This is a genomic window from Bacillus cereus group sp. MYBK222-1 (genome assembly GCF_051916425.1).
GTDB lineage: Bacteria > Bacillota > Bacilli > Bacillales > Bacillaceae_G > Bacillus_A > Bacillus_A paranthracis.
The window spans coordinates 451,071-477,274 of sequence record NZ_JBQAGP010000002.1 but is presented as its reverse complement, the minus strand read 5'-3'; the positions used below and the strand labels follow the sequence as shown (position 1 = coordinate 477,274).

Below are 26,204 nucleotides of genomic sequence, written 5' to 3'. Positions count from 1 at the left end.
TATTTACTTCAAAAATGAAAGTTTTCGAATGATAGGGAGACGACTTAACTCTTCTTTTCGAATGAGCTTGAAAATGAAGAGGAGCACAATATAAACGAGTGTTGTTAAAGTGATTTCCCATAATGTTTGTATGCCAAGTGAATGAGAGAAAACCATATACTTATGAAGGTAAAAACCGAAGGAGCCTGCGATACCGATGGCAAGTCCGCCAAAAATATAGTCTTTTGCGTAAATGGTAAATGTAATTTTCTTTAAAACAGTAGCATAATGAAGAAATGTTACTGTTACGATATTTGCTGCAATTGCAAGGGCAACCCCCATCATTTGAAACTCTGGCCTTGAGGCTAGTACGAAAATAACAATTAATTTCACGATTGCACCAATAAACGTATTCATCATGGCCGCACGTGCTAAGTTTAAAGCTTGTAAGACAGAGGTAAGTGGACTTTGAAAATAATGAAATAAAAAGCAAGGTGCAAGAAGCTGGATGAACGCTGTTGCACTATCCGATCCATACATAAGAGTTAAAACAGGAGAAGCAAATACGTATAATATAACGACTGACCACCCGCCAGTAATGAGTGAGATTCGAAGAGCTTGTTGTAAGCGGTGTTCTACTAATTTATGTTGTCTTTTTGCCATTGCCTCGCTAATAGATGGAACGAGTGCTGTCGAAAGAGCGTATGTAATAAAGGCTGGTAGTGAAAGAAGCGGGAATGCATACCCGTTTAATATACCGTATTGCTGAGTTGCGACGGAGGCAGCAACGCCGGCAATCGCTAAGCTTTGCATAACGACGATAGGTTCAAAAAAATAGGAAACGGAACCGATTAAACGACTTCCTGTAGTTGGAAGTGCAATATCCATAAGAGAATAAAATGTCCCCTTGCTTTCCTTTACAGTAGTGAAAAATCCAGAGCGTATAGATAAATGTTTTTCACGCTGGAATAAAGTGAGTAAAAATAATAACGATGCCACTTCACCGAGAACGGCTGATAACATAGCACCAGCTGCAGCATATTCTACGCCGTAAGGTAAAAATAATTGAATACATATAGCGATAATGGTAATGCGGACAATTTGTTCTATCACTTGGGCGTAAGCGCTAGGTTTCATATTTTGTTTCCCTTGGAAATAGCCACGTAAAACAGAAGAAACAGCAATAACAGGAACGACAGGCAAAATGGCCATTAATGGATAGTACGTTCGTTCATCAGTTAATAATGTTTTTGCTAAAATAGGTGTGAGGAGCATAATTCCAATTGTTAAAATGATACTAATAACAGATGTAACAGCTAATGATACTGTTAATATTTTTTTAACCTTTTGTTTATCATTCACAGCTTCTGCTTCTGCTACAAATTTTGCGATTGCGACAGGAAGACCGATTTGTGTTAATGTAATTGCTAGAATAAATGTAGGGACGGCCATCATATAAAGGCCAACGCCTTCTTCTCCTAAAATACGTGCCATTACAATACGATTAATAAATCCTAGAATTTTGGTAATAAAGCCGGCGATCATTAAAATAAATGCGCCTTTTAAAAAGCTTTGTCTCGTCATGGTCTTCTCCTACCTTCTCAAAATCAGTGGAATGATTTACAATAATTTATATGCACGTACGAGACAAGAATGACAAGCATTTAAGAGAGTACTCTTGAAAGTAGTTATTGCTGTCCATTAGAGCGGGATTAAAAGCGACTTTTCGTGCTGAAATAAGAAGGAGATGTTATATATGTTAGATAGAGAGGCTTTGGTAGAATCATACCGCGGACAGTTACAAGTCGTTTTAGAAAGTAAAGTAGAAGAGTTCCAAATGTTCGGCTACGACCGAGTAACAGATGATGACATTTGGAAGTTTCTTAAAGTGAAAAAGTGGAAGAAGATAGACAGTGACGTTAGATTGTATGAATTAGTTAATGACGTATTAACAGTAACAGCTAATGAATATATGACGTATTTAACTGTTGAAGCATATCAAGCCCCGCTTTGGTCATTTGATGAATATGAAAATAAATAACCGACTGCAATTGGTTTGTTCTTCCTTTTGCAGTATAATGATAGGTATTGATAATGAGGAAATAATTATGTCTAAGATCATATATAAAGGAGGTAGTGAAGAGAGAAAACAAATAATGAAAGTGTAGGTAATGTGAAAAACTTACCGACACAGCTGGTGAGGAACTAGCAAAATTATAGAAAGGAAGTCTACTAACTAGGCGTATGCACACGTGTAAAAGTGAATCGTAAAAGATTTATTTGAAGTGTTAGTAGCGGAAAGAGGGTACATATGGCAAAGCGTGGTACAAGAATTGCCGCCTTTTTCCTCATCGTTTTATTAATCGGTGGAGTAATTGGTGCGGCAGGAAAAGACATAGCAAAAGGAATTAGTCTAGGACTAGACCTTCGCGGTGGTTTTGAAATTCTGTATGAAGTAAAACCAGCCAAAAAAGGTGATAAAATCGATCGAGATGTACTTGTAAGTACAGTAGGTGCTCTTGAAAATCGTGTCAATGTTCTCGGTGTAAGTGAGCCGAACATTCAAATCGAAGGGCAAGATCGAATTCGTGTACAGCTTGCTGGTGTACAAGATCAGCAAAAAGCACGTGAAATGTTATCAACACAAGCGAAATTAACATTTCGTGATGTAGATGACAATCTTCTTATGGATGGAACGGATTTAAAAGGTGGCGGAGCGAAGCAAACATTTGATGAGCAAGGCCGTGCGAGTGTAGGTCTTACACTAAAAAGCGCTGAAAAATTCCGTGAAGTAACTGAGAAAATTTCAAAAATGCCACCACCAACGAATTTAATGGTAATTTGGCTTGATTTTGAAGAAGGAAAAGATTCGTATAAAGCAGAATCTGCAAAACCGAATCCGAAATTCTTATCAGCAGCAACAGTAAGTCAAGTATTTAACCAAGCTGAAGTATCTATCGTAGGTGGAAACTTCACAGTTGAAAGTGCAAAACAACTTTCATCTTTATTAAACGCAGGTGCACTGCCGGTTGATTTAAAAGAAATGTATTCAACATCTGTTGGAGCGAAATTTGGTCAACAAGCGTTAGAGCAAACAATTTTCGCTAGTGCGATTGGTATCGCTCTTATTTTCTTATTTATGCTTGTATTCTACCGTTTACCAGGACTTGTAGCGGTTATTATGTTAGGTTTATACATTTTCGTTACATTACTTGTCTTTAACTGGATGCATGCAGTTCTGACGTTGCCAGGTATTGCAGCGTTAGTGCTCGGGGTAGGTATCGCAGTTGATGCGAATATTATTACGTACGAGAGACTAAAAGAAGAACTGAAAATTGGTAAGTCAATGATGTCAGCATTCCGTGCTGGTAACCATCGTTCATTAGCAACAATTTTAGATGCGAACATTACAACACTTGCAGCAGCTGGTGTATTATTCGTTTACGGTAATAGCTCTGTAAAAGGATTCGCAACAAGTTTAATTGTAAGTATTTTAGTCGGTTTTATTACGAACGTATTCGGTACTCGTTTCTTACTAAGTTTACTTGTAAAGAGCCGTTACTTCGATAAAAAACCAGGATACTTTGGTGTGAAACAAAAGGATATTATTCCGTTAACAAAAGGTGTAGTACATCCACCAACGAAATTTGATCGTATTAACTTTGTAAATGTCGGTCATAAATTCCTTATCTTCTCGATTGTAGTTGTAATTGCAGGTGCAATTATTTTACCAATTTTCAAAATGAATCTTGGTATTGACTTTGCGAGTGGTACACGTATCGACCTGCAATCAAAACAATCAGTTACTGTGTCTGATGTTCATAAAGATTTTAAAGAATTGAACATTGACGTGAAGGAAGAAAACATTGTACCGACTGGAGATGACAATAAGGGATTCGCAGTTCGTACATTAGGTGTTCTATCAAAAGATGAAATTGCGAAAACAAAAACATTCTTCCACGATAAATATGGTACAGATCCAAACGTAAGTACAGTTTCGCCGACAATTGGTAAAGAAATTGCAAGAAATGCATTTATCGCAGTATTAATTGCTTCTGCAGTTATCATTTTATACGTAAGTATTCGATTCCGATTTACGTACGCATTATCTGCAGTGCTTGCATTATTACATGATGCATTCGTTATGATTGTTATATTTAGTATTTTCCAATTGGAGGTAGACTTAACGTTTATCGCTGCCGTGTTAACAATCATCGGTTATTCTATTAATGACTCAATTGTTACGTTTGATAGAAACCGTGAATTATACAAACAGAAAAAACGAGTTCGCGATATAAAAGACTTAGAAGAAATCGTAAATGCAAGTATTCGCCAAACGCTTGGTCGTTCGATTAACACCGTATTAACAGTGTTATTCCCAGTAATTGCACTGCTTATCTTCGGTAGTGAGTCACTACGTAACTTCTCGTTTGCGTTACTTGTTGGACTAGTTGTAGGTACGTATTCTTCTGTTTTCGTTGCTTCTCAAATTTGGTTAATGCTTGAAAACCGTCGTTTGAAAAAGGGCAAAAACAAGAAAAAGGTTGAGAAAGTAGAATCTGAACCGCAAGTATAAAAAAGATGATGTCTCTTTATGAGGCATCTCTTTTTTCGTTTGTGGATACAATAAGATAGTTACTTTGAAATGATGAAATGGAAGAAAGTGGTGATGTTATCGCTGTTTTTGTTACAATAAAAAGATAGGTTAAGAAAAGAAGGGATTTTAATGATGGAAAAAGATGAACGTTTTAAACAGGCCGAGTTTGGTGCTATTGTCGGGATCGTTGGTAATATTATATTAGCGATTATAAAGGCGGTAATTGGTTATATTGGGAACAGTAAAGCGCTATTAGCAGATGCGGTGCATTCTGCATCAGATGTAATTGGTTCGCTAGCTGTACTGTTTGGGTTACGAGCAGCAAAGCAGCCGCCCGATGAAGATCATCCGTATGGTCATGGTAAAGCGGAATCGATTTCAGCGATTATTGTTGCAGTATTATTATTTATTGTGGGAATCGAGATAGCGATTTCGTCCATAAAAGCTTTTTCACAGGAACTAGAACCGCCGAAAGGGATTACAATTTTTGCTGTCGTTCTTTCAATTATCGTGAAAGAAGGAATGTTTCAATATAAATTCCGATTAGGGAAAAGGGTAAATAGTGATGCAATTATTGCAAATGCATATGAGCACCGTTCAGATGTGTTTTCTTCAATTGCAGCTTTAATCGGTATTTGTGCAGCGATTATTGGTGGTAAGTTCGGGTTAGATTGGCTTGTGTATGCCGATCCAATTGCAGGATTATTTGTTTCACTTCTCGTTGCAAAAATGGCATGGAGTATTGGGGCAGAAGCAATTCATGCAACGCTTGATCATGTTCTTCATGAGGAAGATGTTATTCCGCTTAGAGAAGCAGTACTTCAAATAGATGGTGTAAAAAAAATTGGTTCTTTATACGCAAGGGAACATGGTCATTATGTTATTGTTGATATTAAAGTTTCTGTAGATCCATACATTACTGTAGAAGAAGGGCATCGCATTGGAAAGCATGTGAAAGAAACGCTTATGAAACAAGATAACGTACAAAATGTGTTTGTACATATAAATCCGTATTCTCCAAATTAAACATTATTAACATTTTAGTATATAGATATTGCATCGTAGTTTGCATGATATTGTCACCCCTTAATCTGTCTTGTATAATGAACAGGTTAAGGGGTGATTTCGTGTTACAACCGAAGACGCGTTGGAAAGAAAAAGAATATAATGGCGAGCGAGTGAGTGAATTAGCAAGTAAATTACAATTATCACCACTTGTCGTTTCGTTATTCCTCGGTAGAGGATTAGATACAGAAGATAAGATTTTAGATTTTTTAAATACAGAAAATCAAGAATTTCATGATCCATTTTTATTAGAAGGAATGGATAGAACGGTAGAACGTGTAAATAAGGCGATTCAAAATGGAGAGCAAATATTAATATTTGGTGACTACGATGCGGACGGAGTAAGTAGTACGACTGTGTTATATCTTGCCTTGCAAGAATTAGGTGCAGACGTAGAATTTTATATCCCAAACCGTTTTACAGAAGGTTATGGACCAAACGAAGAAGCATTTCGTTGGGCGCATAGCGCAGGATTCTCATTAATTATTACTGTCGATACTGGTATCGCAGCTGTACATGAAGCGAAAGTGGCGAAGGAACTTGGGATAGATCTAATTATTACAGATCACCATGAGCCACCACCAGAATTGCCAGAAGCACTTACGATTATTCACCCGAAATTAGATGGCGGTGTGTATCCGTTTCACTATTTAGCGGGCGTTGGTGTTGCGTTTAAAGTTGCACATGCACTACTAGGCCGTGTACCAGAACATTTATTAGAAATTGCAGTAATTGGTACGGTAGCCGATTTAGTATCACTTCACGGTGAGAATAGATTGCTAGTGAAGCGCGGTTTAAAACATATGCGCATGACGAAAAATATTGGACTAAAGGCGCTATTTAAAGTTGCTAACGTTTCGCAAAGTGAAATTACAGAAGAGAGTATTGGCTTCTCAATCGCACCTCGTATTAATGCAGTTGGACGTTTAGAAGATGCTACGCCGGCTGTACATCTTTTATTATCAGAGGATCCCGAAGAAGCGAAAGAGCTGGCTGAAGAAATTGATGAGCTGAACAAACTGCGAAAAGATATTGTAAAACAAATTACAGAAGAAGCTATCGCTGAAGTGGAAACGAATTTCCCTCCTGAAGATAATAAAGTATTAGTGCTTGCAAAAGAAGGATGGAATCCAGGTGTAATTGGAATTGTCGCTTCTAAATTAGTTGAACGTTTTTATCGTCCAACGATTGTATTATGCATTGATCCTGTAAAAGAAACTGCAAAAGGTTCAGCGCGTAGTATTGCAGGATTTGATTTGTTTGCAAACTTGTCAGATTGTAGAGAGTTATTGCCACACTTCGGAGGACATCCGATGGCAGCGGGAATGACGCTACATATGAATGATGTAGATGAATTACGCCGCCGTTTAAATGAACAGGCAGATACAATTTTAACGGAAGAAGATTTTATTCCAATTACAGCTGTCGATGCTTTTTGCAAAGTGGAGGACGTAACACTTGCAGCAATTGAAGATATGCAAAAGTTAGCACCATTTGGTGTTGGAAATCCAAAGCCACGTATTGCAGTGAAAGATGCGGAGTTAGAAAGTATTCGTGCAATCGGATCAGACGGTTCTCATTTAAAGATGTCTCTTCGTGATGGACAAGCAACATTGGATACAATTGGATTCGGTTTTGGTGCGTATGCGAAAGAAATTTCTCCAGTTGCAAAAGTATCTGTAATAGGAGAAGCGTCTATCAATGAATGGAATAATTTTAAGAAGCCGCAATTAATGGTGCAAGATATTGCTGTAGAGGCATGGCAATTATTTGATTGGCGTAGTATGCGTAACGTAGAAGCAAATTTAGCAGAACTTCCGAAAGAAAAAATCACGATGTTGTATTTTTCTAAAGAGGTATTGAATAAATTTTCTTTAGAAGACTATAAAGAGCATATGATGCATGCATCAGAAGTAACCGAGTTAGATGAGCAATACATCGTGTTACTTGATTTACCAAAAGGAACAGATGAATTACGAGATCTATTTAAAGTTGGGTTCCCGTCGCGAATTTATACGCTATTTTATCAAGAGAATAATCATTTATTTAGCACTGTTCCAACGAGGGATCACTTTAAATGGTACTATTCATTCTTGAGCCAAAAATCACCATTTTCTTTAAGGCAATATGGAGAACAACTATGTCAACATAAAGGTTGGTCAAAAGATACAGTAAATTTCATGACACAGGTGTTTTTTGAGTTAGAATTTGTTACAATAAAAGATGGCGTCATTTTTATGGCAGACAAAAAACAAAAGCGTGATTTAATTGAATCGAACACATATCGTGAGAAAATGAACCACTTACAATTAGAAAAAGAATTGGTTTATAGCACATATCAGCAACTATATACATGGTTTGAAACGATTCGTAATCATAAAGAAGTAGAACAGTTAGGGTAAAGGATTTGTATTTACAAACCTTTTAGATCTGAGGAGGATTCAGAAATATGGATTTCAAGCAACATATCGCAATTGTACCGGACTATCCAAAAGAAGGTATTGTGTTTAAAGACATTACACCGTTAATGAACGACGGTAAAGCATACAAAGCAGCAACAGATGCAATCGTTGAGTATGCAAAAGAGAGAGACATCGACCTTGTAGTAGGTCCAGAAGCTCGTGGCTTTATTATTGGTTGCCCAGTTTCTTACGCATTAGAAGTAGGATTTGCGCCAGTTCGTAAATTAGGAAAATTACCACGTGAAGTAATTACAGTTGACTACGGTAAAGAATATGGTAAAGATGTTTTAACAATCCATAAAGATGCAATTAAGCCAGGCCAACGCGTATTAATTACAGATGATCTATTAGCTACAGGTGGAACAATCGAAGCGACAATTAAGCTAGTTGAAGAGCTAGGCGGAGTTGTAGCAGGAATTGCATTCTTAGTAGAACTTACTTACTTAGATGGTCGTAAAATGTTAGATGGTTACGATGTATTAGTATTAGAAAAATACTAATCGCTATATAGGTAAAACTACGGTGATAAGAAGTACCCGTGAATCTCTTGGAGAGGAGCGGGTACTTTTGTATAATTGAACAAAAAATTATGGTGAAATGTCAGTAAAATCTTTTCCTTTTCACAATTCACAATCATTGGGTTATAATGATAGAATATAATTTATTCTATTTAATAAAGATAAAGTCAATTTTCAATAAAAGGTGATTCGATGGCAAATGAGCAGGTACTAACAGCTGAACAGGTACTCGAGAAAGCAAGTCAATATTTAGTGGATGAAGATATTGAGCTAGTAGCACGTGCCTATGAATATGCACGCGATGCGCATAGCGAACAATACAGAAAATCGGGTGAACCATACATTATTCATCCAATTCAAGTTGCAGGTATTTTAGTTGATTTACACATGGATCCAGCTACAGTATCAGCAGGTTTCTTACATGATGTAGTAGAAGATACAGAGATTACATTAGAAGATATTGAACGGGAATTTAATAAAGAAATTGCTATGCTTGTTGATGGTGTGACAAAGCTTGGAAAGATTAAATATAAATCTCATGAGCAACAACAAGCAGAAAACCATCGCAAAATGTTTATTGCAATGGCTCAAGATATTCGAGTTATTTTAATTAAACTAGCTGATCGTCTTCATAACATGCGTACATTGAAACATTTGCCTCAAGAGAAGCAGCGTCGCATTGCGAATGAAACGTTAGAAATCTTTGCGCCTTTAGCACATAGACTCGGAATTAGTACTATTAAATGGGAGCTAGAGGATACGTCACTTCGCTACTTAAATCCACAGCAATATTATCGTATTGTAAATTTAATGAAGCGTAAACGTGCAGAACGTGAAGAGTATTTAGACGAAGTAATGACTGGTATTCGTGAGAAATTAGACGAAGTTGCAATTCAACCTGAAATTTCTGGAAGACCAAAACATATTTACAGTATTTATCGTAAAATGGCACTGCAAAATAAACAGTTCAATGAAATTTACGATTTATTAGCTGTACGTGTCGTTGTAAATAGTATTAAAGATTGTTATGCAGTACTTGGAATTATTCATACGTGCTGGAAGCCGATGCCAGGTCGTTTTAAAGATTATATTGCAATGCCGAAAGCAAATCTATATCAATCTCTTCATACGACTGTAATTGGACCGAAAGGTGATCCGCTTGAAGTGCAAATTCGTACGAAAGAAATGCATGAGATTGCAGAATTCGGGATCGCGGCACACTGGGCGTATAAAGAAGGAAAAACAGCAGAAACAACAGGTACATTAGAGAAGAAACTTACATGGTTCCGTCAAATATTAGAATGGCAAAATGAAGCTTCTAATGCAGAAGAGTTTATGGAGTCGTTAAAAATTGATTTATTCTCTGACATGGTATTCGTCTTTACACCGAAAGGCGATGTAATGGAATTACCACTTGGATCTGTTCCAATTGACTTTGCATATCGTGTGCATTCAGAGATTGGGAATAAAACAATTGGTGCAAAAGTAAACGGGAAAATGGTGACACTTGACTATAAATTAAAAACAGGTGACATCATTGAGATTTTAACATCGAAACATTCGTATGGACCAAGTCAAGATTGGGTGAAACTTGCTCAAACATCTCATGCAAAAAACAAAATACGTCAGTTCTTTAAGAAACAACGTAGAGATGAAAATATTGAAAAAGGCCGTGAACTTGTTGAGAAAGAAGTGCGTAGCCTAGAGTATGAGATGAAAGAAGTGTTAGCGCCTGACAATTTAAAACGAGTTGCTGAAAAATTCAACTTTGCAAATGAAGAAGATATGTTTGCGGCAGTTGGATATAATGGTATCACTGCATCGCAAATTGTTACGCGACTAACGGACAAGTTCCGTAAGCAACGTGAAGAAGAAGAGATTGTTGAAGTTAAAGAAGTTCGTAAACCGATGAAAATTCGAAAATGGGATTCTGGCGTTAAAGTAAGTGGTGCAGATAATTTATTAATTCGTTTATCAAAATGCTGTAACCCAGTACCTGGTGATGATATCGTTGGGTATATTACGAAAGGCCGAGGCGTATCGATTCACCGCCGTGACTGTGTAAATGTTCATACAGAAGAAGCTATAGAACGTTTATTAGAAGTAGAGTGGGAAGGTAGCCCTGAAAAAGAAATTGAGTATAACGTTGATATTGAAATTTCAGGGTACGATCGCCGTGGTTTATTAAACGAAGTATTACAAGCTGTTACAGAGACGAAAACGTACATTTCAGCAGTTTCTGGTAGAAGTGACCGTAATAAGATGGCAACAATTAATATGTCAATCTCTATTCGTAACTTACAGCACTTGAAAAAAGTAGTAGAACGCATTAAACGTGTCCCAGAAATTTATGCAGTACGACGCATGATGCATTAATAGGGAGTGTAGAAAAGATGAGAGTTGTTTTACAACGATCAAAAGAAGCGTCTGTCACAGTAGACGGTGAGATCGTAGGACAAATTCCGTTCGGTTTAACATTACTAGTTGGCATTACGCATGAAGATACAGAAAAAGATGCAACTTACATTGCAGAAAAAATTGCGAACTTACGTATTTTTGAAGATGAGAGCGGAAAGATGAACCATTCTGTACTTGATGTAGAAGGACAAGTTCTATCCATTTCGCAATTCACATTATACGGAGATTGCCGCAAGGGAAGACGTCCAAACTTTATGGATGCAGCTAAACCTGACTATGCAGAGCGTTTATATGATTTCTTTAATGAAGAAGTACGTAAGCAAGGATTGCATGTAGAAACAGGGAAGTTCGGAGCAATGATGGATGTTTCTTTAATCAATGATGGTCCGGTTACCTTAATTGTGGAAAGTAAATAGTGTTGCAAGAAGAGAGGGGATGAGCCCCTCTCTTCTTTTATGGTTTTTAATGGTATATTTTGTTAATTATTGTTATGATAGTTAAGAAAATAAACGATATAATCGGGGGATTATGGGAGGTAAAACTTATGGAAACATTTGTACTCGTTCATGGAGCATGGGATGGCGGTTATGTTTGGAAAAAACTAGCTGAACTTTTAAGGGAAGAGGGTCATAGTGTATATACTCCTACATTAACTGGACTTGGGGAACGAACACATCTTATGCAACCTAATATAGGGTTGAAGACATTTATTCAAGACATTGTTAATACTATCAAATATCAGGGTCTAAAAGATGTAATTTTGGTAGGACATAGTTATTCTGGTATGGTAATTACAGGGGTGGCAGAAGTAATTCCCGAGTTCATTAAGGAGCTAGTATACGTGGATGCAATGCTTCCGGAAGATGGTGATTCTGTTATGGATATTTCTGGACCGGAAATGGCCGCGCATTTTATAGAAGAAGTAAAAGTATACGGGGAGGGATGGCGTGTTCTTCCTAGAAATACAATAGATGAGAGAAAATCAGCGATGCCATTGTTGGCTTTTACACAATCGGTTGAAATAAAAAACTCTAAAGCACAATGTATACCGCATATATACGTAGAAGTAAAGGATAATCCAGAACATTGGCCAATGACGTCTATCTTTTTAGAATCAGCAAAAAAAGCAAGAGATAGAAAATGGGAGGTTTTTTCTATTGAAGTTGGTGGGCATTGGGTAATGGAAACTAATCCAGAGGCATTGGTCCGTATATTGAATCAGAGTGTAGAAGTAATTTAATGTATGCTTTACTTCCTATAGAAGAAATGGCCGCGCAAGTTGTATTACATGTAATGTTAGAAATTCTCGTAATTGGGGTAGGTATTGTATCGTATCGTTATATTATTTGAAGCATCATATGCTAGCAAGTGGACTAGCTCATTGTTATAAATCCAATACTAATGTTTATTTTGAGTCAATAGCTTTTTCGTTTATGTATAACTCTCTAATCAATATGGAACAATAAAAAGTAAAACATCCATATTGAATGTGAGGGATATACGTATGCGTATGAATGAAAAAGGGCATTCTGTTACAAATGGTGCAAATCAACTGTTTAACGTAAATTTTCATGATTTTATTTCAAAAGAGCAAAACAATACTTCAATGGAGCTTGCTTCTGAGTTTGGCATTTCTCTTCAAGATGTAAAGCGTCTAAAGAAGCAGATTGAACGCTCTTAGAGCACTTGACAATCCTACTGAACAAACGTATAGTAATTTTATATTTACATATGAATATAACCTTTGATAGAGAAGAGTAAATGAGACACACATGGAAAGAGAAGAAATGTCTTAGGCTGAAAACATTTCTACATGATGACTGATTGAATGACACTCTAGAGGTTTCAACTTGAACGGCGTATACGCTTAGTAGGGATGAACGCACATTTAAGCGTTATTAAAAAAGTGGAAGCATACGTGCTTCAATTAGGGTGGCACCACGGGTATAATACTCTCGTCCCTACTGTTCAAACAGTAGAGGCGGGAGTTTTTTTATTTTTATTAAGATTAAAACAATTTGAGGAGGAACTGAATATGTCTATTCAAATCCCACGCGGAACGCAAGATATTCTTCCAGGTACTGTTGAGTTATGGCAGTATATCGAAGGGCAAGCACGCGAAATTTGCCGTCGTTACAATTACAAAGAAATTCGTACACCAATTTTTGAACACACTGAGCTATTTTTACGTGGTGTTGGTGATACGACAGATATCGTACAAAAAGAAATGTACTCATTCCAAGATCGTGGAGAGCGTAGTTTAACATTACGTCCAGAAGGTACTGCACCTGTTGTACGTTCTTACGTTGAAAATAAAATGTTCGGTGACGCAACACAACCGACGAAATTATACTATATCGGCCAAATGTTCCGTTACGAAAGACCGCAAGCAGGTCGCTATCGTCAATTCGTACAATTTGGTATTGAAGCAATCGGCAGTAACGATCCTGCAATTGATGCAGAAGTAATTGCACTTGCTGTAGAGTTTTACCGCGGCATGGGCTTAAAAAATATTAAAGTTGTATTAAACAGCTTAGGTGATGCAGCAAGCCGTCAAGCACACCGTGATGCATTAATCGCACACTTTGAGCCACGTATCGGCGAATTCTGTTCTGACTGTCAATCTCGTTTAGAAAAGAACCCTCTTCGTATTTTAGATTGTAAGAAGGACCGTAACCATGAATTAATGGGAAGAGCACCATCTATTACAGAATACTTAAACGAAGATTCAGCAGTATACTACGAAAAAGTTCAAGAACTATTAACGATGATGGATGTTCCATTTGAAAAAGATCCGAACTTAGTACGTGGTTTAGACTACTACCAACACACTGTATTTGAAATTATGAGTGAGGCAGAAGGTTTCGGTGCTATTACTACATTAAGCGGTGGTGGACGTTACAACGGACTTGTACAAGAAATCGGTGGACCAGAAATGCCAGGTATCGGTTTTGCGATGAGTATTGAACGTTTAATTATGGCACTAAAAGCTGAAAACATTGAATTGCCAATCGAACATAGCATTGATTGTTACGTTGTAGCGCTTGGTGAAAAAGCAAAAGACCATGCTGCAAAAGTTGCGTTTGATCTTCGTAAAGCTGGATTATCAGTTGAAAAAGATTATTTAGATCGCAAAATGAAGGCACAATTTAAATCAGCAGATCGTCTAAAAGCGAAATTTGTAGCTGTATTAGGGGAAGATGAGTTAGATAAAGGTATCATCAACTTAAAAGATATGGCAACAGGCGAACAAGAAGAAGTAGCATTAGATGTATTTGCTTCATACGTAGCAGAGAAATTAATATAGGGGGAACTTACAGTGGCTGAAAGAACGCATGCATGTGGAAAAGTAACAGTAGAAGCAGTTGGACAAACAGTTCAATTAAAAGGTTGGGTACAAAAACGCCGTGATTTAGGTGGATTAATCTTTATCGACTTACGTGACCGTACAGGTATCGTACAAGTTGTATTTAACCCAGAAACATCAAAAGAAGCGCTAGAAGTAGCAGAAACAATTCGTAGCGAATACGTACTACACGTAGAAGGTACAGTTGTTGAGCGTGGTGAAGGCGCAATTAATGACAATATGGCAACTGGTCGTATTGAAGTACAAGCAACGAAAGTAAATGTATTAAATGCAGCGAAAACAACGCCAATCATTATTGCTGATGATACAGATGCATCAGAAGATGTGCGTTTAAAATATCGTTATTTAGACTTACGTCGTCCTGTAATGTTCAACACATTCAAAATGCGTCATGACGTAACAAAAACAATTCGTAACTTCTTAGACACAGAAGAGTTCTTAGAAGTGGAAACACCAATTTTAACGAAGAGCACGCCAGAAGGAGCTCGTGATTATTTAGTACCAAGTCGTGTACATGATGGTGAATTCTATGCATTACCACAATCTCCACAGCTATTTAAACAGCTTCTTATGGTCGGTGGATTTGAGCGTTACTATCAAGTAGCACGCTGTTTCCGTGATGAAGATTTACGTGCGGACCGTCAACCAGAATTTACGCAAATCGATATTGAAGCTTCATTCTTAACACAAGAAGAAATTTTAGATATGATGGAGCGCATGATGACGAAAGTTATGAAGGATGCGAAAGGTGTAGAGATTAGTGCACCATTCCCTCGTATGACTTACGCTGATGCAATGGCTCGTTACGGTTCTGATAAGCCAGATACACGCTTTGAAATGGAACTAACAGACTTATCTGAGTTTGCAGCAGGTTGTGGATTTAAAGTATTTACAAGTGCTGTAGAAAGCGGCGGACAAGTAAAAGCAATTAATGCAAAAGGTGCTGCGAGCAAATACTCTCGTAAAGACATCGATGCATTAACTGAATTCGTAAAAGTATACGGTGCAAAAGGTTTAGCTTGGCTTAAAGTGGAAGAAGACGGCTTAAAAGGACCGATCGCGAAATTCTTCGGTGAAGAAGATGCAAACGTGTTAATGAATACATTAGAAGCTACTGCTGGTGACTTATTACTATTCGTAGCAGATAAGAAGAGCGTTGTTGCAGATAGCTTAGGTGCACTTCGTTTACGTCTAGGTAAAGAGCTTGAGTTAATTGACGAAAGTAAATTTAACTTCCTATGGGTAACGGATTGGCCGCTTCTTGAGTACGATGAAGATGCAAATCGTTACTTCGCAGCTCACCACCCATTCACAATGCCATTCCGTGAAGATGTTGAGCTATTAGAAACAGCACCAGAAAAAGCACGTGCGCAAGCATATGACCTTGTATTAAACGGTTATGAGCTTGGTGGTGGATCACTTCGTATTTACGAGCGTGACGTACAAGAAAAAATGTTCAAAGCACTTGGATTCTCACAAGAAGAAGCGCAAGAGCAATTCGGATTCTTATTAGAAGCATTCGAATACGGTACTCCACCACACGGTGGTATTGCATTAGGTTTAGACCGTCTTGTTATGTTACTTGCAGGTCGTACGAACCTTCGTGATACAATTGCATTCCCGAAAACAGCAAGCGCAAGCTGCTTATTAACAGAAGCTCCAAGCCCAGTTGCAGAAGCACAGCTTGAAGAGTTAAACTTAAAATTAAGCTTAAAAGAAGAGAAGTAAGAATAGGGTCTAGATGGTTATACTAATACCATCTAGGCTTTTTTTGAGAGGTTGTTTAAAAAGTCCGGTTCAGATAACTGTCGCATCTCGTCGTTACGTATGCTAGTCTGGTGCTCGAGTAGTAAAGCTACACTGCGCTCCTCCTAGCATACGTGCCTCGATCTGCTCGGTTATCTGAATCCTCCTTTTTAAACGTGTATTGGAAGGTTGTTTAAAAAATCCGGTTCAGATAACTGTCGCATCTCATCGTTGCTTTGCCAGTCCGGTGCTCGAGTAGTAAAGCTACACTGCGCTCCTCCTGGCTTCAGCGCCTCGATCTGCTCGGTTCTCTAAATCCTCCTTTTTAAACGTGTATTTAGGAAGAAATAAAATCCCGGTTTACACTATGTTTTTATTTTTGAAATATGTATTTTTAGGAATTCTATAACTTTTTCTATACAAATAGTCGGAAAAACGCTAGAATACATGGTAGACCATTTTTGTAATAGGAGTGTAGAGCTGAATGTTACATCAATTTTCACGTAATGAATTAGCCTTCGGTAAAGAAGGACTTGAAATATTAAAAAATAGTACAGTCGGTATTTTAGGAATTGGCGGCGTAGGTTCTTTTGCAGCTGAAGCGTTAGCACGTTCTGGAGTTGGGCGTCTCGTATTAGTAGATAAAGATGTTGTAGATATTACAAACGTAAACCGTCAAATTCACGCTTTAGTATCTACTGTAGGACGTTCAAAAGTAGAATTAATGAAAGAGCGTATTGCAGACATTAACCCAGAGTGTGAAGTAATTGGACTAGAAATGTTTTACACAGATGAAACATATGAAGAGTTCTTTAAGTACGGTTTAGACTTTGTAGTGGATGCATCTGATACGATTACGTTCAAAATTCATTTAATTAAACAATGTTTACGTCGTAAAATTAAAATTATCTCAAGTATGGGTGCAGCAAATAAAATGGACCCAACTCGTTTCCGTATTGCGGACATCTCTAAAACACATACAGATCCAATTGCGAAAGTCATTCGTACGAAGCTTCGTAAAGAGGGCATTAAAAAAGGTGTAAAAGTTGTCTTCTCTGACGAAAACCCAATCGTAATTCGTGAAGAAGTACGTAAAGAAATTGTACCAGACGAAAATGCAAAAATTCGTAAAGCGAAATTACCACCTTCATCAAATGCATTCGTACCATCTGTGGCAGGCTTAATTATGGCAAGTCACGTTGTACGTGAACGCATTAAAAATGTAGAAGTGAAGCGTGTAGGGCAAGAATAAAAAGAAAGCATATATCCATTTCGGATATATGCTTTTCTATTATATTTTAAAGAACTGCTGATATTTGCAATACTAATACTTCAAGTGTAAGTAATCCTAATAAAAAATAATCATATTTGTTCGATTTATAAGCTGACGTCTTTTTTAAACTATGAATGGTAAAAAGACCTAATATTAGGACGAGAATGCCAAGCGTTATTTTGAAGACTATTAATGAAATAGCAATCATCTCCCTTCGATCGTATATATTCATATTAACATTTAAGTAAAATATATCCAATTAATCTTAGGTATTTATTTTTATAAAAAATCGACTTATTTTGTCAACATTTGTCGGTAAATCGATATTCCTTGTCGAATAGTCGATATAATTAAAAAATCGTTGATATATTGTAAGTTACGATAGATATATTCGAAAAATCGTCGATATAATTTCATTTACCAATATGCTATCCACCGAAGAGACAAAAAAAGGATGTCACTTAGCCGGAAAATTGGGCTAGGTGACATCCTTTTTTAATTCTCTGCAGAATAAATAATATCTAAATTTCCATTTTGATCTGTCTTGAAAATGGGAGCGATCTGCTCTTCTTGTTCTTCAACTGAAACGAGTTTTCGAGCACGATCCATAATTCTAACGAGCATTGCGTAATCTTCTTCGATTGCTTGTTGTTTTTTTGTGAGTGCGGCTAATTTAGTTTCAAGCTCATCATTCGTTTTTTGCAAGGAAGTGAGCTGAGTTTGTAATACTTCATTTTCAGTTTGTAACTTTGCGAGTGAAGGATTATTGTGCTCTAAGTTTTGCAAAAACGAGATGACATTTTGCATTGTAAGTTCTTGTTTACTTGGTACAATATCTTCTGAAAACTCAGCATCGATTACGAGTTGTTTCGTTTTTGTGAACTGATCTTTTTCTATTTTAGCTTCAGAACGCTTTAATTCTTTACGTTGTTTTTTCGCAAGCTGCACCGCATCTTCATAATTTGGCCTTACTTCAGCATTCCATCTAAAGCCGCAAGCTGCGGAAGTCCGATTTAAAGCATCGCCGACTTCATCGAATGCTTTTATTTGTGTACTGCCGCTGCGAATATGTCGTAAAACAGTTTCTGCTAAAAGGAGATCGTCTTCTTTTGTCCATGCATCTTGACGTGTTTTCATAAGCGAAGCCTCCATAATGGTGACGTTTTCGCTTATGTTACCCTTTATTTTTCGTTTTATTCGAACTTTGTAATCTTTCATATACAGTAGAAAGTGCTTGCTCAAATTTCCCTGTCGTTTTCGGTTTATAATATTGTTTGTTTTTTATTTTATCAGGTAAGTATTGTTGCTGTACCCAACCATTTGGATGGTCGTGTGGATATAAGTATCCAATGCCTCTTCCAAGTGCCTCTGCGCCTTTGTAATGACTATCTTTTAAATGACTTGGAATATCGCCTGTTTGACCGTTCCGTAAATCGTGTAAGGCAGCGTCAAGTGCTTTATAAGCTGAGTTTGATTTTGGTGATAGGCAAAGCTCAATAACGGCATTTGCAAGTGGTATGCGTGCTTCTGGGAATCCAACTCGTTCCGCTGATTCTATAGCTGCTAGCGTACGCGGTCCAGCTTGCGGGCTAGCAAGTCCAATATCCTCATATGCCATAATAAGAAGACGTCTGCCGATGCTTTGCAAGTCGCCAGCTTCAATAAGACGTGCTAAATAATGAAGTGCTGCATTTACATCGCTTCCGCGCACCGATTTTTGAAATGCCGATAATACGTCATAATGAGCATCTCCGCCTTTGTCATGAACGAAGCTCTTTTTTTGTAAGCATTCTTCGGCGATTTCTAGCGTAATTTCCGCAGCTTTGTCATCAGTTGTAAAGCTAGATAAAACAGCTAGTTCCAGTGCATTATAAGCGGAACGCATATCTCCGCCTGATGCATTTGCAAAGTGATGTAATGCCTCAGGTGTAACAGTTACATCATATTCTCCAAGACCTTTTTCTTTATCTTCAAGTGCTCGTTTTAATCCAATTAAAAGATCATCTTCTGTTAATGCGTGTAATTCAAAGATTTGACAACGACTTCGAATAGCAGAATTAATAGCATGGAACGGATTACTCGTCGTTGCACCAATTAAAGTAAGGAGTCCACTTTCTAAATGGGGTAATAAAAAATCCTGTTTTGCTTTATCTAGACGGTGTACTTCATCTAAAATTAAAACGAGGTGTCGATGCATCTTTGCCTCTTGTACGACAACTTCCATATCTTTTTTATTATGAGTAACAGCGTTTAATAGGCGAAAAGGGGTTCCGGTACTTCCGGCAATTGCGCTCGCGATGGATGTTTTTCCAGTGCCTGGAGGGCCATATAAAATCATAGATTGAAAATGATTTGCTTGGACCATTCGCCATAAAATTTTTCCTTCACCAACTAAATGTTGTTGTCCGATAATTTCTTGAATATTTGTAGGGCGCATTCGATGTGCGAGTGGTTGTTTCATTTTTACCGTCTCCCTTAATGTATAATCTCTTTCTATCGTATCATTTTTTTTAGTGGAATTTGAAATAGGATGCTGTTTTGTGGGAAAAATGAATATGAATATTTTCATTTTTCTTTCAATTGTAATAATTTCCGAGTTTTTCAATGTGATTTTATGTTATCATTTTGATACACAAGTTGAAATTTCTTATAATACTATATTATGCTATAATTTCATAGGATTTTAAATTGTGTTCTTTTATAAATAAGATATAACCAATAGAAGTGAAAATTTGAAAAGAGGTGCAAAATAGATGAAGATTTCAACGAAAGGCCGCTACGGCTTAACAATTATGATCGATCTTGCAAAAAAGTTTGGTGAAGGTCCGATTTCATTAAAATCAATTGCGCAGGCACATGACTTATCTGAGCATTACTTAGAGCAATTAATTTCACCACTTCGTAACGCGCGTCTAGTAAAGAGTACGCGCGGGGCATATGGCGGATATGTATTATCAGATCAGCCGGCTAATATTACAGCTGGGGATGTAATCCGTGTATTAGAGGGTCCGATTAGTGTTGTAGAAATGATAGAAGAAGAAGAACCAGCACAACGCCAATTATGGATGCGTGTTCGTGATGCGGTGCAAGAAGTGTTAGATAGTACAACATTAGAAGATTTAGTACGTTATGAGGAAGAAAATCACGGGGGCTATATGTTTTACATTTAATTCCTTGTGAAACGATTTGGAAAGAAGGAGATTTAATGGAACGCATTTACTTAGATCATGCTGCGACATCTCCGACTCACCCGGAAGTGGTCGAAAAGATGATTCCATATATGACAGAAACATTCGGAAACCCGTCTAGTATTCACTTTTATGGACGCCAAACGCGCCATGCAGTAGATGAGGCGAGACGCGCATGTGCACGTAGCATTCATGCGAATCCGAATGAAATCATATTTACGAGCGGTGGTACGGAAGCTGATAATTTAGCGCTTATCGGTGTAGCGCGTGCGAACCGTCATAAAGGTAACCATATTATAACGACGCAAATTGAACATCATGCAATTTTGCATACGTGTGAATTGTTAGAGCGTGAAGGATTTGAAGTGACATATTTACCTGTTGATGAAACAGGACGCGTTCAAGTTTCTGACATACAAAAGGCATTAACAGAAGAGACAATTCTTGTATCTATTATGTTTGGGAATAATGAAGTTGGGACGATGCAACCAATTGCGGAAATAGGTAAGCTGCTAAAAGAGCATCAAGCTTATTTCCATACAGATGCGGTACAAGCTTACGGTTTAGTAGAAATTGATGTGAAAGAGTTTTGTATTGATTTATTATCAATTTCGGCTCATAAAATTAACGGGCCAAAAGGTGTCGGGTTCTTATACGCTGGTGCAAATGTGAAATTTGAACCGTTATTAATAGGTGGGGAGCAAGAAAGAAAACGCCGTGCTGGTACGGAAAATGTGCCGAGCATCGTTGGGTTGCAACATGCAATTTTGCTAGCTGAAAAAACTCGTGAGCAAAAAAATGCCCAATATGAAGAGTTTAAAGATATAATGGTATCTGTCTTCAAAAATGAAGACATTACTTTCGAGGTAAACGGAAACTTAGAATATCGATTACCACATGTGCTTAATATTAGTTTTACAGGAATGAACATTGAACCGTTTCTTGTGAACTTAGACTTAGCTGGCATTGCAGTATCAAGTGGTTCGGCTTGTACAGCTGGTTCGATTGATCCATCACATGTATTAGTGGCGATGTTCGGAAAAGACTCCGATCAAATACGTTCATCCGTACGTTTTAGTTTCGGACTTGGAAATACGAAAGAGCAAGTTGAGAAAGCGGCGTACGAAACAGTGAAAATCGTGAAGCGATTAACACAAAATTAGCATGGGAGGTGACATGATGAACAAACTACCTCACGAAACACGCGTTGTCATCGGGATGTCCGGTGGCGTCGATTCATCTGTAGCGGCTCTTTTATTAAAAGAGCAAGGTTATGATGTAATCGGAATTTTTATGAAAAACTGGGATGATACAGATGAGAATGGTGTCTGCACAGCAACAGAAGATTACAATGATGTAATTGAAGTGTGTAACCAAATTGGTATTCCGTATTATGCAGTAAACTTTGAAAAACAATACTGGGATAAAGTATTTACGTACTTCTTAGATGAATACCGAGCTGGTCGTACACCAAACCCAGATGTAATGTGTAATAAAGAAATTAAATTTAAAGCATTTTTAGAGCATGCCATTGCGCTCGGTGCTGATTATGTAGCGACAGGTCATTATGCACGCGTTGCTTATATGGACGGCGAATATAAAATGCTTCGCGGCGTTGATGACAATAAAGACCAAACGTATTTCTTAAATCAATTAAGCCAAGAGCAATTATCAAAAACAATGTTCCCGCTTGGTGAACTGAAGAAACCACAAATTCGTGAAATGGCGAAAGAAGCTGGTTTAGCGACAGCGGCGAAGAAAGATAGTACTGGTATTTGCTTCATTGGTGAGCGTAACTTTAAAGATTTCTTAAGTAACTATTTACCAGCACAACCAGGTGTGATGCAAACGTTATCTGGCGAAGTGAAAGGAAAGCATGACGGTTTAATGTACTACACAATTGGACAACGTCATGGCCTTGGTATTGGTGGTAACGGTGATCCGTGGTTTGCTGTTGGGAAAAACTTGAAAGAAAACATTTTATATGTTGATCAAGGATTCCATAACGAACTTCTATATGGCGACGAAGTTATTGCTACAAATGTTGGCTGGGTAAGTAATAAAGCGAAAGAGAAAGAATTTAAGTGCACAGCGAAATTCCGTTATCGTCAAGAAGACAATAAAGTAACGGTTCAAATCGTTGATGAAAATACAGTTCGTATTCTTTGTGACGAGCCAATTCGTGCAATTACACCAGGACAAGCAGTTGTTTTCTATGATGGAGATGAGTGTTTAGGCGGTGCTACAATTGATGAAGTGTACCGTAGCGGTAAGAAATTGGATTATTTAGGATAAAAGAGAAGCCTCTACCGATTCGCGGTTAGAGGTTTCTTTTACATAAGGCGAATTTTCGTTCGCTTGGAAAATACATTCTTTGTTATAATTTGTTGTAGAGGTGAAGGACATGTCAAACAAACTTGAAACAGGTATTCAATATATGCAAGAAGGAAACTGGGAAGAAGCTGCTAAAAATTTCACAGAAGCAATCGAAGAAAATCCGAAAGATGCGCTTGGATATATTAATTTTGCAAACTTATTAGATGTACTAGGTGACAGTGAGAGAGCAATTTTATTTTATAAACGTGCATTGGAGTTAGATGATAAATCAGCGGCTGCGTATTATGGATTAGGAAATGTATATTACGGTCAAGAGCAATTTGCAGAGGCGAAAGCTGTATTTGAACAAGCGATGCAAGCTGGATTACAATCAGCTGATGTAACGTTTATGTTAGGTATTACATATGTGCAACTTGGAAATGATCGTCTTGCACTGCCGTTTTTACAAAGAGCAACAGAATTAGATGAAAACGATGTAGAAGCTTTGTTCCAGTGCGGACTTTGCTTTGCACGACTAGAACATATTCAAGAGGCGAAACCTTATTTTGAAAAGGTATTAGAAATGGATGAAGAGCATGCAGATGCGTATTATAATTTAGGTGTTGCCTACGTATTTGAGGAAAAAAATGAGAAGGCTCTCGCTTTATTTAAGAAAGCAACTGAAATTCAGCCAGATCACTTTTTAGCGGGTAATGGTGTTCGTTTATTAGAGCAAGAAGCTGAATAAGATGAAAATATAGTTAATGAGTAGTTATCCCTCATCTAAATAGGTGGGGGATGTACTGCTCATTAAAGTGAAACGAAACCGGAAAGGAGAGGAAAGATGGGAAATCAACATGCAATGGATTTGTTTGAGGAAGAGAAAAAGTTTATAAAAGCGCAAGTTCTTCATACCATTTTCCACAACGAAGAAAACCTCTATTCCGTTGTCAGTATGAAAGTCATTGAAACGAATGAAACGTACGACGAAAAGAAAGTAATGATAAACGGTCATTTTCCTCGCATGCATGAAGATGAAGTGTTTACGTTGACAGGTCATTTTAAAGACCATCCGAAGTATGGAAAACAATATATGGTCGAAACGTTTAAGAAAGAATTGCCGCAAACAAAAGCCGGTATGGTGCAATATTTAGCGAGTGATTTATTTAAAGGGATAGGAAAGCGTACAGCTGAAAAAATTGTAGATCATCTCGGAGAACATGCTATTTCTAAAATTATGGATGACCCTGAGGCATTAAATGGTGTTGTTAATAAACAAAAGGCTCAGGAGATATATGAGACAATTGTTGAACATCAAGGATTAGAGAAAGTAATGAGCTTTTTAAATGGCTACGGTTTTGGAACGAAGCTTTCTATTAAGATTTATCAGCAATATAAAGAGATGACATTAGAAGTAATTCGTAATAACCCGTACCAACTTATTGAAGAAGTGGACGGAATTGGTTTTGGAAGAGCGGATGATATAGGGCGTGCGTTAGGGATATCGGGTAATCACGACGACCGTGTACGCGCAGGATGTTTTTACACGTTAGAGAATGTATCATTACAACTTGGTCACGTTTATATGAGAAAAGATCAACTTATAAGAGAAACGATGTCACTTTTAAATAATCAAGAAGGAAGAGTGACGGAGGAAGACATTATAAGCTGTATTGAAATGATGCAAAGTGAAGGGAAAGTCATCATCGAAGAAGAGCGAGTGTATTTGGCATCGTTATTCTACTCTGAAAAAGGTGTTGTAAAGTCCATTCGCAGGCTTATGAATCAAGAAGAAACACCTTCATTTCCAGAGGCAGAAGTGTTAAAAACATTAGGTGAAATTGAAGAACAACTGAACGTACAATATGCACCGTTTCAGCAAGAAGCAATTCAAACGGCACTTCATAAACCGATGATGTTATTGACAGGTGGACCAGGAACAGGGAAAACAACAGTTATTAAAGGAATTGTTGAAATGTATGCGTCACTTCACGGGCTATCGTTAAATCCGAATGAATATAGTGATGATAATCCATTTCCGATATTATTAACGGCTCCAACAGGAAGGGCAGCGAAGCGAATGAGTGAATCAACAGGGCTTCCAGCTTGTACAATTCACCGTTTACTTGGATGGACGCCAGAAGGTTCTTTCCAGCGTAATGAAACAGATCCGGTACAAGGGAAATTACTCATTATTGATGAATTTTCAATGGTTGATATTTGGCTTGCAAATCAGCTGTTTAAGTCATTGCCGACTAACATTCAAGTTATCGTTGTAGGCGATGAAGATCAATTACCATCTGTAGGACCTGGACAAGTATTAAAAGATTTATTGAATGCAGGTGCAGTTCCAACAGTAAAGCTTACTGAGATTTATCGTCAAGCGGAAGGTTCATCAGTAATTCAACTTGCCCATGCGATAAAAAATGGAACGCTCCCACCAGATTTAGCGCAAAACCAAAAAGATCGTTCATTTATCGGTTGTACAGGAGCTCAAATTGTTGAGGTTGTTAAGAAGGTTTGTGAGAATGCGAAGACAAAAGGGTTTAGCGCAAGAGATGTACAAGTATTGGCCCCGATGTATCGTGGACCGGCGGGTATTAATGTACTAAACGAAGCGTTGCAAGAAGTGTTTAATCCGAAAAGGGAAAAGAGTAAAGAAATTGCTTACGGTGATGTTGTATACCGAAGAGGCGATAAAGTCTTGCAACTCGTTAATCAGCCGGAGAGTCAAGTTTTTAATGGTGATATCGGAGAAATTGTTTCGGTGTTTTATGCGAAAGAAAACGTTGAGCAACAAGATATGATTATCGTTTCATTTGATGGAATTGAGGTAACATATACAAAACCAGATTTAAATCAAATTACACATGCGTATTGTTGTTCCATTCATAAATCGCAAGGTAGTGAGTTTCCGATTGTAATTATGCCGATAGTAAAAAGTTATAATCGTATGTTACGTCGTAATTTAATTTATACTGGTATTACAAGAAGTAAGAAGTTCCTTATTATTTGCGGGGAGGAAGCTGCTTTTCAGTCTGGTGTAAATCGCCTTGATGATGCAATGCGTCAAACGACTTTAGCTAGCCGATTGCAAGAATCACAAGGAGAAGTACAGATGGTAACGGTTAATGGCGAAGAAATGGACGTGGAAAACATTTCACCGTATGATTTCATGTAAAAAGGTAAAATTATATAGTGAAACTTTCAAACGTATAACGTTGAAAGGCTCCAGCAATGTATAAATGAATGCAGTTTGGAAATAATGGCGAATA

General features: G+C 37.6%; 20 protein-coding genes and 1 other annotated feature. Of the genes, 17 read left to right on the top strand and 3 right to left on the bottom strand.

Annotation, left to right across the window (positions count from 1 at the left end; translation table 11 throughout):
- Positions 1 to 3: 3 nt before the first annotated feature.
- The gene (gene spoVB, locus ACTFR9_RS14480) at positions 4 to 1,563 is read right to left on the bottom strand and encodes a stage V sporulation protein B (protein ID WP_000198283.1); all 1,560 of its coding nucleotides are present in this window, start codon (positions 1,561 to 1,563) and stop codon (positions 4 to 6) included.
- A 172-nt stretch (positions 1,564 to 1,735) separates the two neighbouring features.
- On the opposite strand from spoVB, the gene ACTFR9_RS14475 reads away from it, so the two are divergent.
- From ACTFR9_RS14475 to ACTFR9_RS14420, 12 genes are all read left to right on the top strand, one after another.
- Positions 1,736 to 2,020: a post-transcriptional regulator gene (locus ACTFR9_RS14475; RefSeq protein WP_000886980.1), complete on the top strand. Its 285-nt coding sequence runs from the start codon at positions 1,736 to 1,738 to the stop codon at positions 2,018 to 2,020.
- 270 nt (positions 2,021 to 2,290) lie between these two features.
- On the top strand, positions 2,291 to 4,555 hold the full coding sequence (gene secDF, locus ACTFR9_RS14470) for a protein translocase subunit SecDF (RefSeq protein ID WP_001119080.1): 2,265 nt from the start codon (positions 2,291 to 2,293) through the stop codon (positions 4,553 to 4,555).
- A gap of 153 nt (positions 4,556 to 4,708) precedes the next feature.
- Positions 4,709 to 5,602 carry a cation diffusion facilitator family transporter gene (locus tag ACTFR9_RS14465; protein ID WP_033674155.1) on the top strand — a complete coding sequence of 298 codons (894 nt, stop codon included), beginning with the start codon at positions 4,709 to 4,711 and terminating at the stop codon, positions 5,600 to 5,602.
- A gap of 101 nt (positions 5,603 to 5,703) precedes the next feature.
- Entirely contained in the window at positions 5,704 to 8,043 is a 2,340-nt protein-coding gene (recJ, locus tag ACTFR9_RS14460; protein ID WP_229136247.1) for a single-stranded-DNA-specific exonuclease RecJ, read from the top strand.
- A 47-nt stretch (positions 8,044 to 8,090) separates the two neighbouring features.
- Positions 8,091 to 8,603 (top strand): adenine phosphoribosyltransferase, encoded by a 513-nt coding sequence (locus ACTFR9_RS14455; RefSeq protein WP_000346214.1) that lies wholly within the window; start codon positions 8,091 to 8,093, stop codon positions 8,601 to 8,603.
- A gap of 210 nt (positions 8,604 to 8,813) precedes the next feature.
- On the top strand, positions 8,814 to 10,997 hold the full coding sequence (gene relA, locus ACTFR9_RS14450) for a GTP diphosphokinase (RefSeq protein WP_001262809.1): 2,184 nt from the start codon (positions 8,814 to 8,816) through the stop codon (positions 10,995 to 10,997).
- A gap of 17 nt (positions 10,998 to 11,014) precedes the next feature.
- Complete coding sequence (locus ACTFR9_RS14445) at positions 11,015 to 11,455, top strand: D-tyrosyl-tRNA(Tyr) deacylase (protein WP_001266956.1); 441 nt, start codon at positions 11,015 to 11,017, stop codon at positions 11,453 to 11,455.
- A 128-nt stretch (positions 11,456 to 11,583) separates the two neighbouring features.
- Positions 11,584 to 12,279, top strand: a complete 696-nt coding sequence (locus ACTFR9_RS14440; RefSeq protein ID WP_000447391.1) for an alpha/beta fold hydrolase — start codon at positions 11,584 to 11,586, stop codon at positions 12,277 to 12,279.
- Between the two features lie 264 nt (positions 12,280 to 12,543).
- A complete protein-coding gene (locus ACTFR9_RS14435; RefSeq protein WP_001242605.1) occupies positions 12,544 to 12,720 on the top strand; it encodes a hypothetical protein in 177 nt (58 codons plus the stop codon).
- 54 nt (positions 12,721 to 12,774) lie between these two features.
- Positions 12,775 to 13,005, top strand: a binding site (T-box leader).
- Positions 13,006 to 13,074: 69 nt separating this feature from the next.
- The gene (hisS, locus tag ACTFR9_RS14430) at positions 13,075 to 14,346 is read left to right on the top strand and encodes a histidine--tRNA ligase (protein ID WP_229136246.1); all 1,272 of its coding nucleotides are present in this window, start codon (positions 13,075 to 13,077) and stop codon (positions 14,344 to 14,346) included.
- Positions 14,347 to 14,358: 12 nt separating this feature from the next.
- Positions 14,359 to 16,134, top strand: coding sequence for an aspartate--tRNA ligase (gene aspS / locus ACTFR9_RS14425; protein WP_103141774.1), 1,776 nt, complete (start codon positions 14,359 to 14,361; stop codon positions 16,132 to 16,134).
- Between the two features lie 502 nt (positions 16,135 to 16,636).
- Positions 16,637 to 17,404: a tRNA threonylcarbamoyladenosine dehydratase gene (locus ACTFR9_RS14420; RefSeq protein WP_000903179.1), complete on the top strand. Its 768-nt coding sequence runs from the start codon at positions 16,637 to 16,639 to the stop codon at positions 17,402 to 17,404.
- A gap of 516 nt (positions 17,405 to 17,920) precedes the next feature.
- Here ACTFR9_RS14420 and ACTFR9_RS14415 read toward each other — a convergent pair.
- Both ACTFR9_RS14415 and ACTFR9_RS14410 read right to left on the bottom strand, forming a co-directional pair.
- On the bottom strand, positions 17,921 to 18,562 hold the full coding sequence (locus ACTFR9_RS14415) for an RsfA family transcriptional regulator (protein ID WP_000857699.1): 642 nt from the start codon (positions 18,560 to 18,562) through the stop codon (positions 17,921 to 17,923).
- A 37-nt stretch (positions 18,563 to 18,599) separates the two neighbouring features.
- The gene (locus ACTFR9_RS14410) at positions 18,600 to 19,886 is read right to left on the bottom strand and encodes a replication-associated recombination protein A (protein ID WP_000812933.1); all 1,287 of its coding nucleotides are present in this window, start codon (positions 19,884 to 19,886) and stop codon (positions 18,600 to 18,602) included.
- A 292-nt stretch (positions 19,887 to 20,178) separates the two neighbouring features.
- Here ACTFR9_RS14410 and cymR point away from each other — a divergent pair, with 292 nt between their 5' ends.
- From cymR to recD2, 5 genes are all read left to right on the top strand, one after another.
- Positions 20,179 to 20,595 carry a cysteine metabolism transcriptional regulator CymR gene (gene cymR, locus ACTFR9_RS14405; RefSeq protein ID WP_000704116.1) on the top strand — a complete coding sequence of 139 codons (417 nt, stop codon included), beginning with the start codon at positions 20,179 to 20,181 and terminating at the stop codon, positions 20,593 to 20,595.
- A 35-nt stretch (positions 20,596 to 20,630) separates the two neighbouring features.
- Positions 20,631 to 21,776, top strand: a complete 1,146-nt coding sequence (locus tag ACTFR9_RS14400; protein ID WP_000439903.1) for a cysteine desulfurase family protein — start codon at positions 20,631 to 20,633, stop codon at positions 21,774 to 21,776.
- 16 nt (positions 21,777 to 21,792) lie between these two features.
- Positions 21,793 to 22,908 (top strand): tRNA 2-thiouridine(34) synthase MnmA, encoded by a 1,116-nt coding sequence (gene mnmA / locus ACTFR9_RS14395; RefSeq protein WP_001038008.1) that lies wholly within the window; start codon positions 21,793 to 21,795, stop codon positions 22,906 to 22,908.
- A 109-nt stretch (positions 22,909 to 23,017) separates the two neighbouring features.
- A complete protein-coding gene (locus tag ACTFR9_RS14390; protein ID WP_000066399.1) occupies positions 23,018 to 23,677 on the top strand; it encodes a tetratricopeptide repeat protein in 660 nt (219 codons plus the stop codon).
- 96 nt (positions 23,678 to 23,773) lie between these two features.
- On the top strand, positions 23,774 to 26,110 hold the full coding sequence (gene recD2 / locus ACTFR9_RS14385; protein WP_214328307.1) for an SF1B family DNA helicase RecD2: 2,337 nt from the start codon (positions 23,774 to 23,776) through the stop codon (positions 26,108 to 26,110).
- The last annotated feature ends 94 nt before the right edge of the window (positions 26,111 to 26,204 follow it).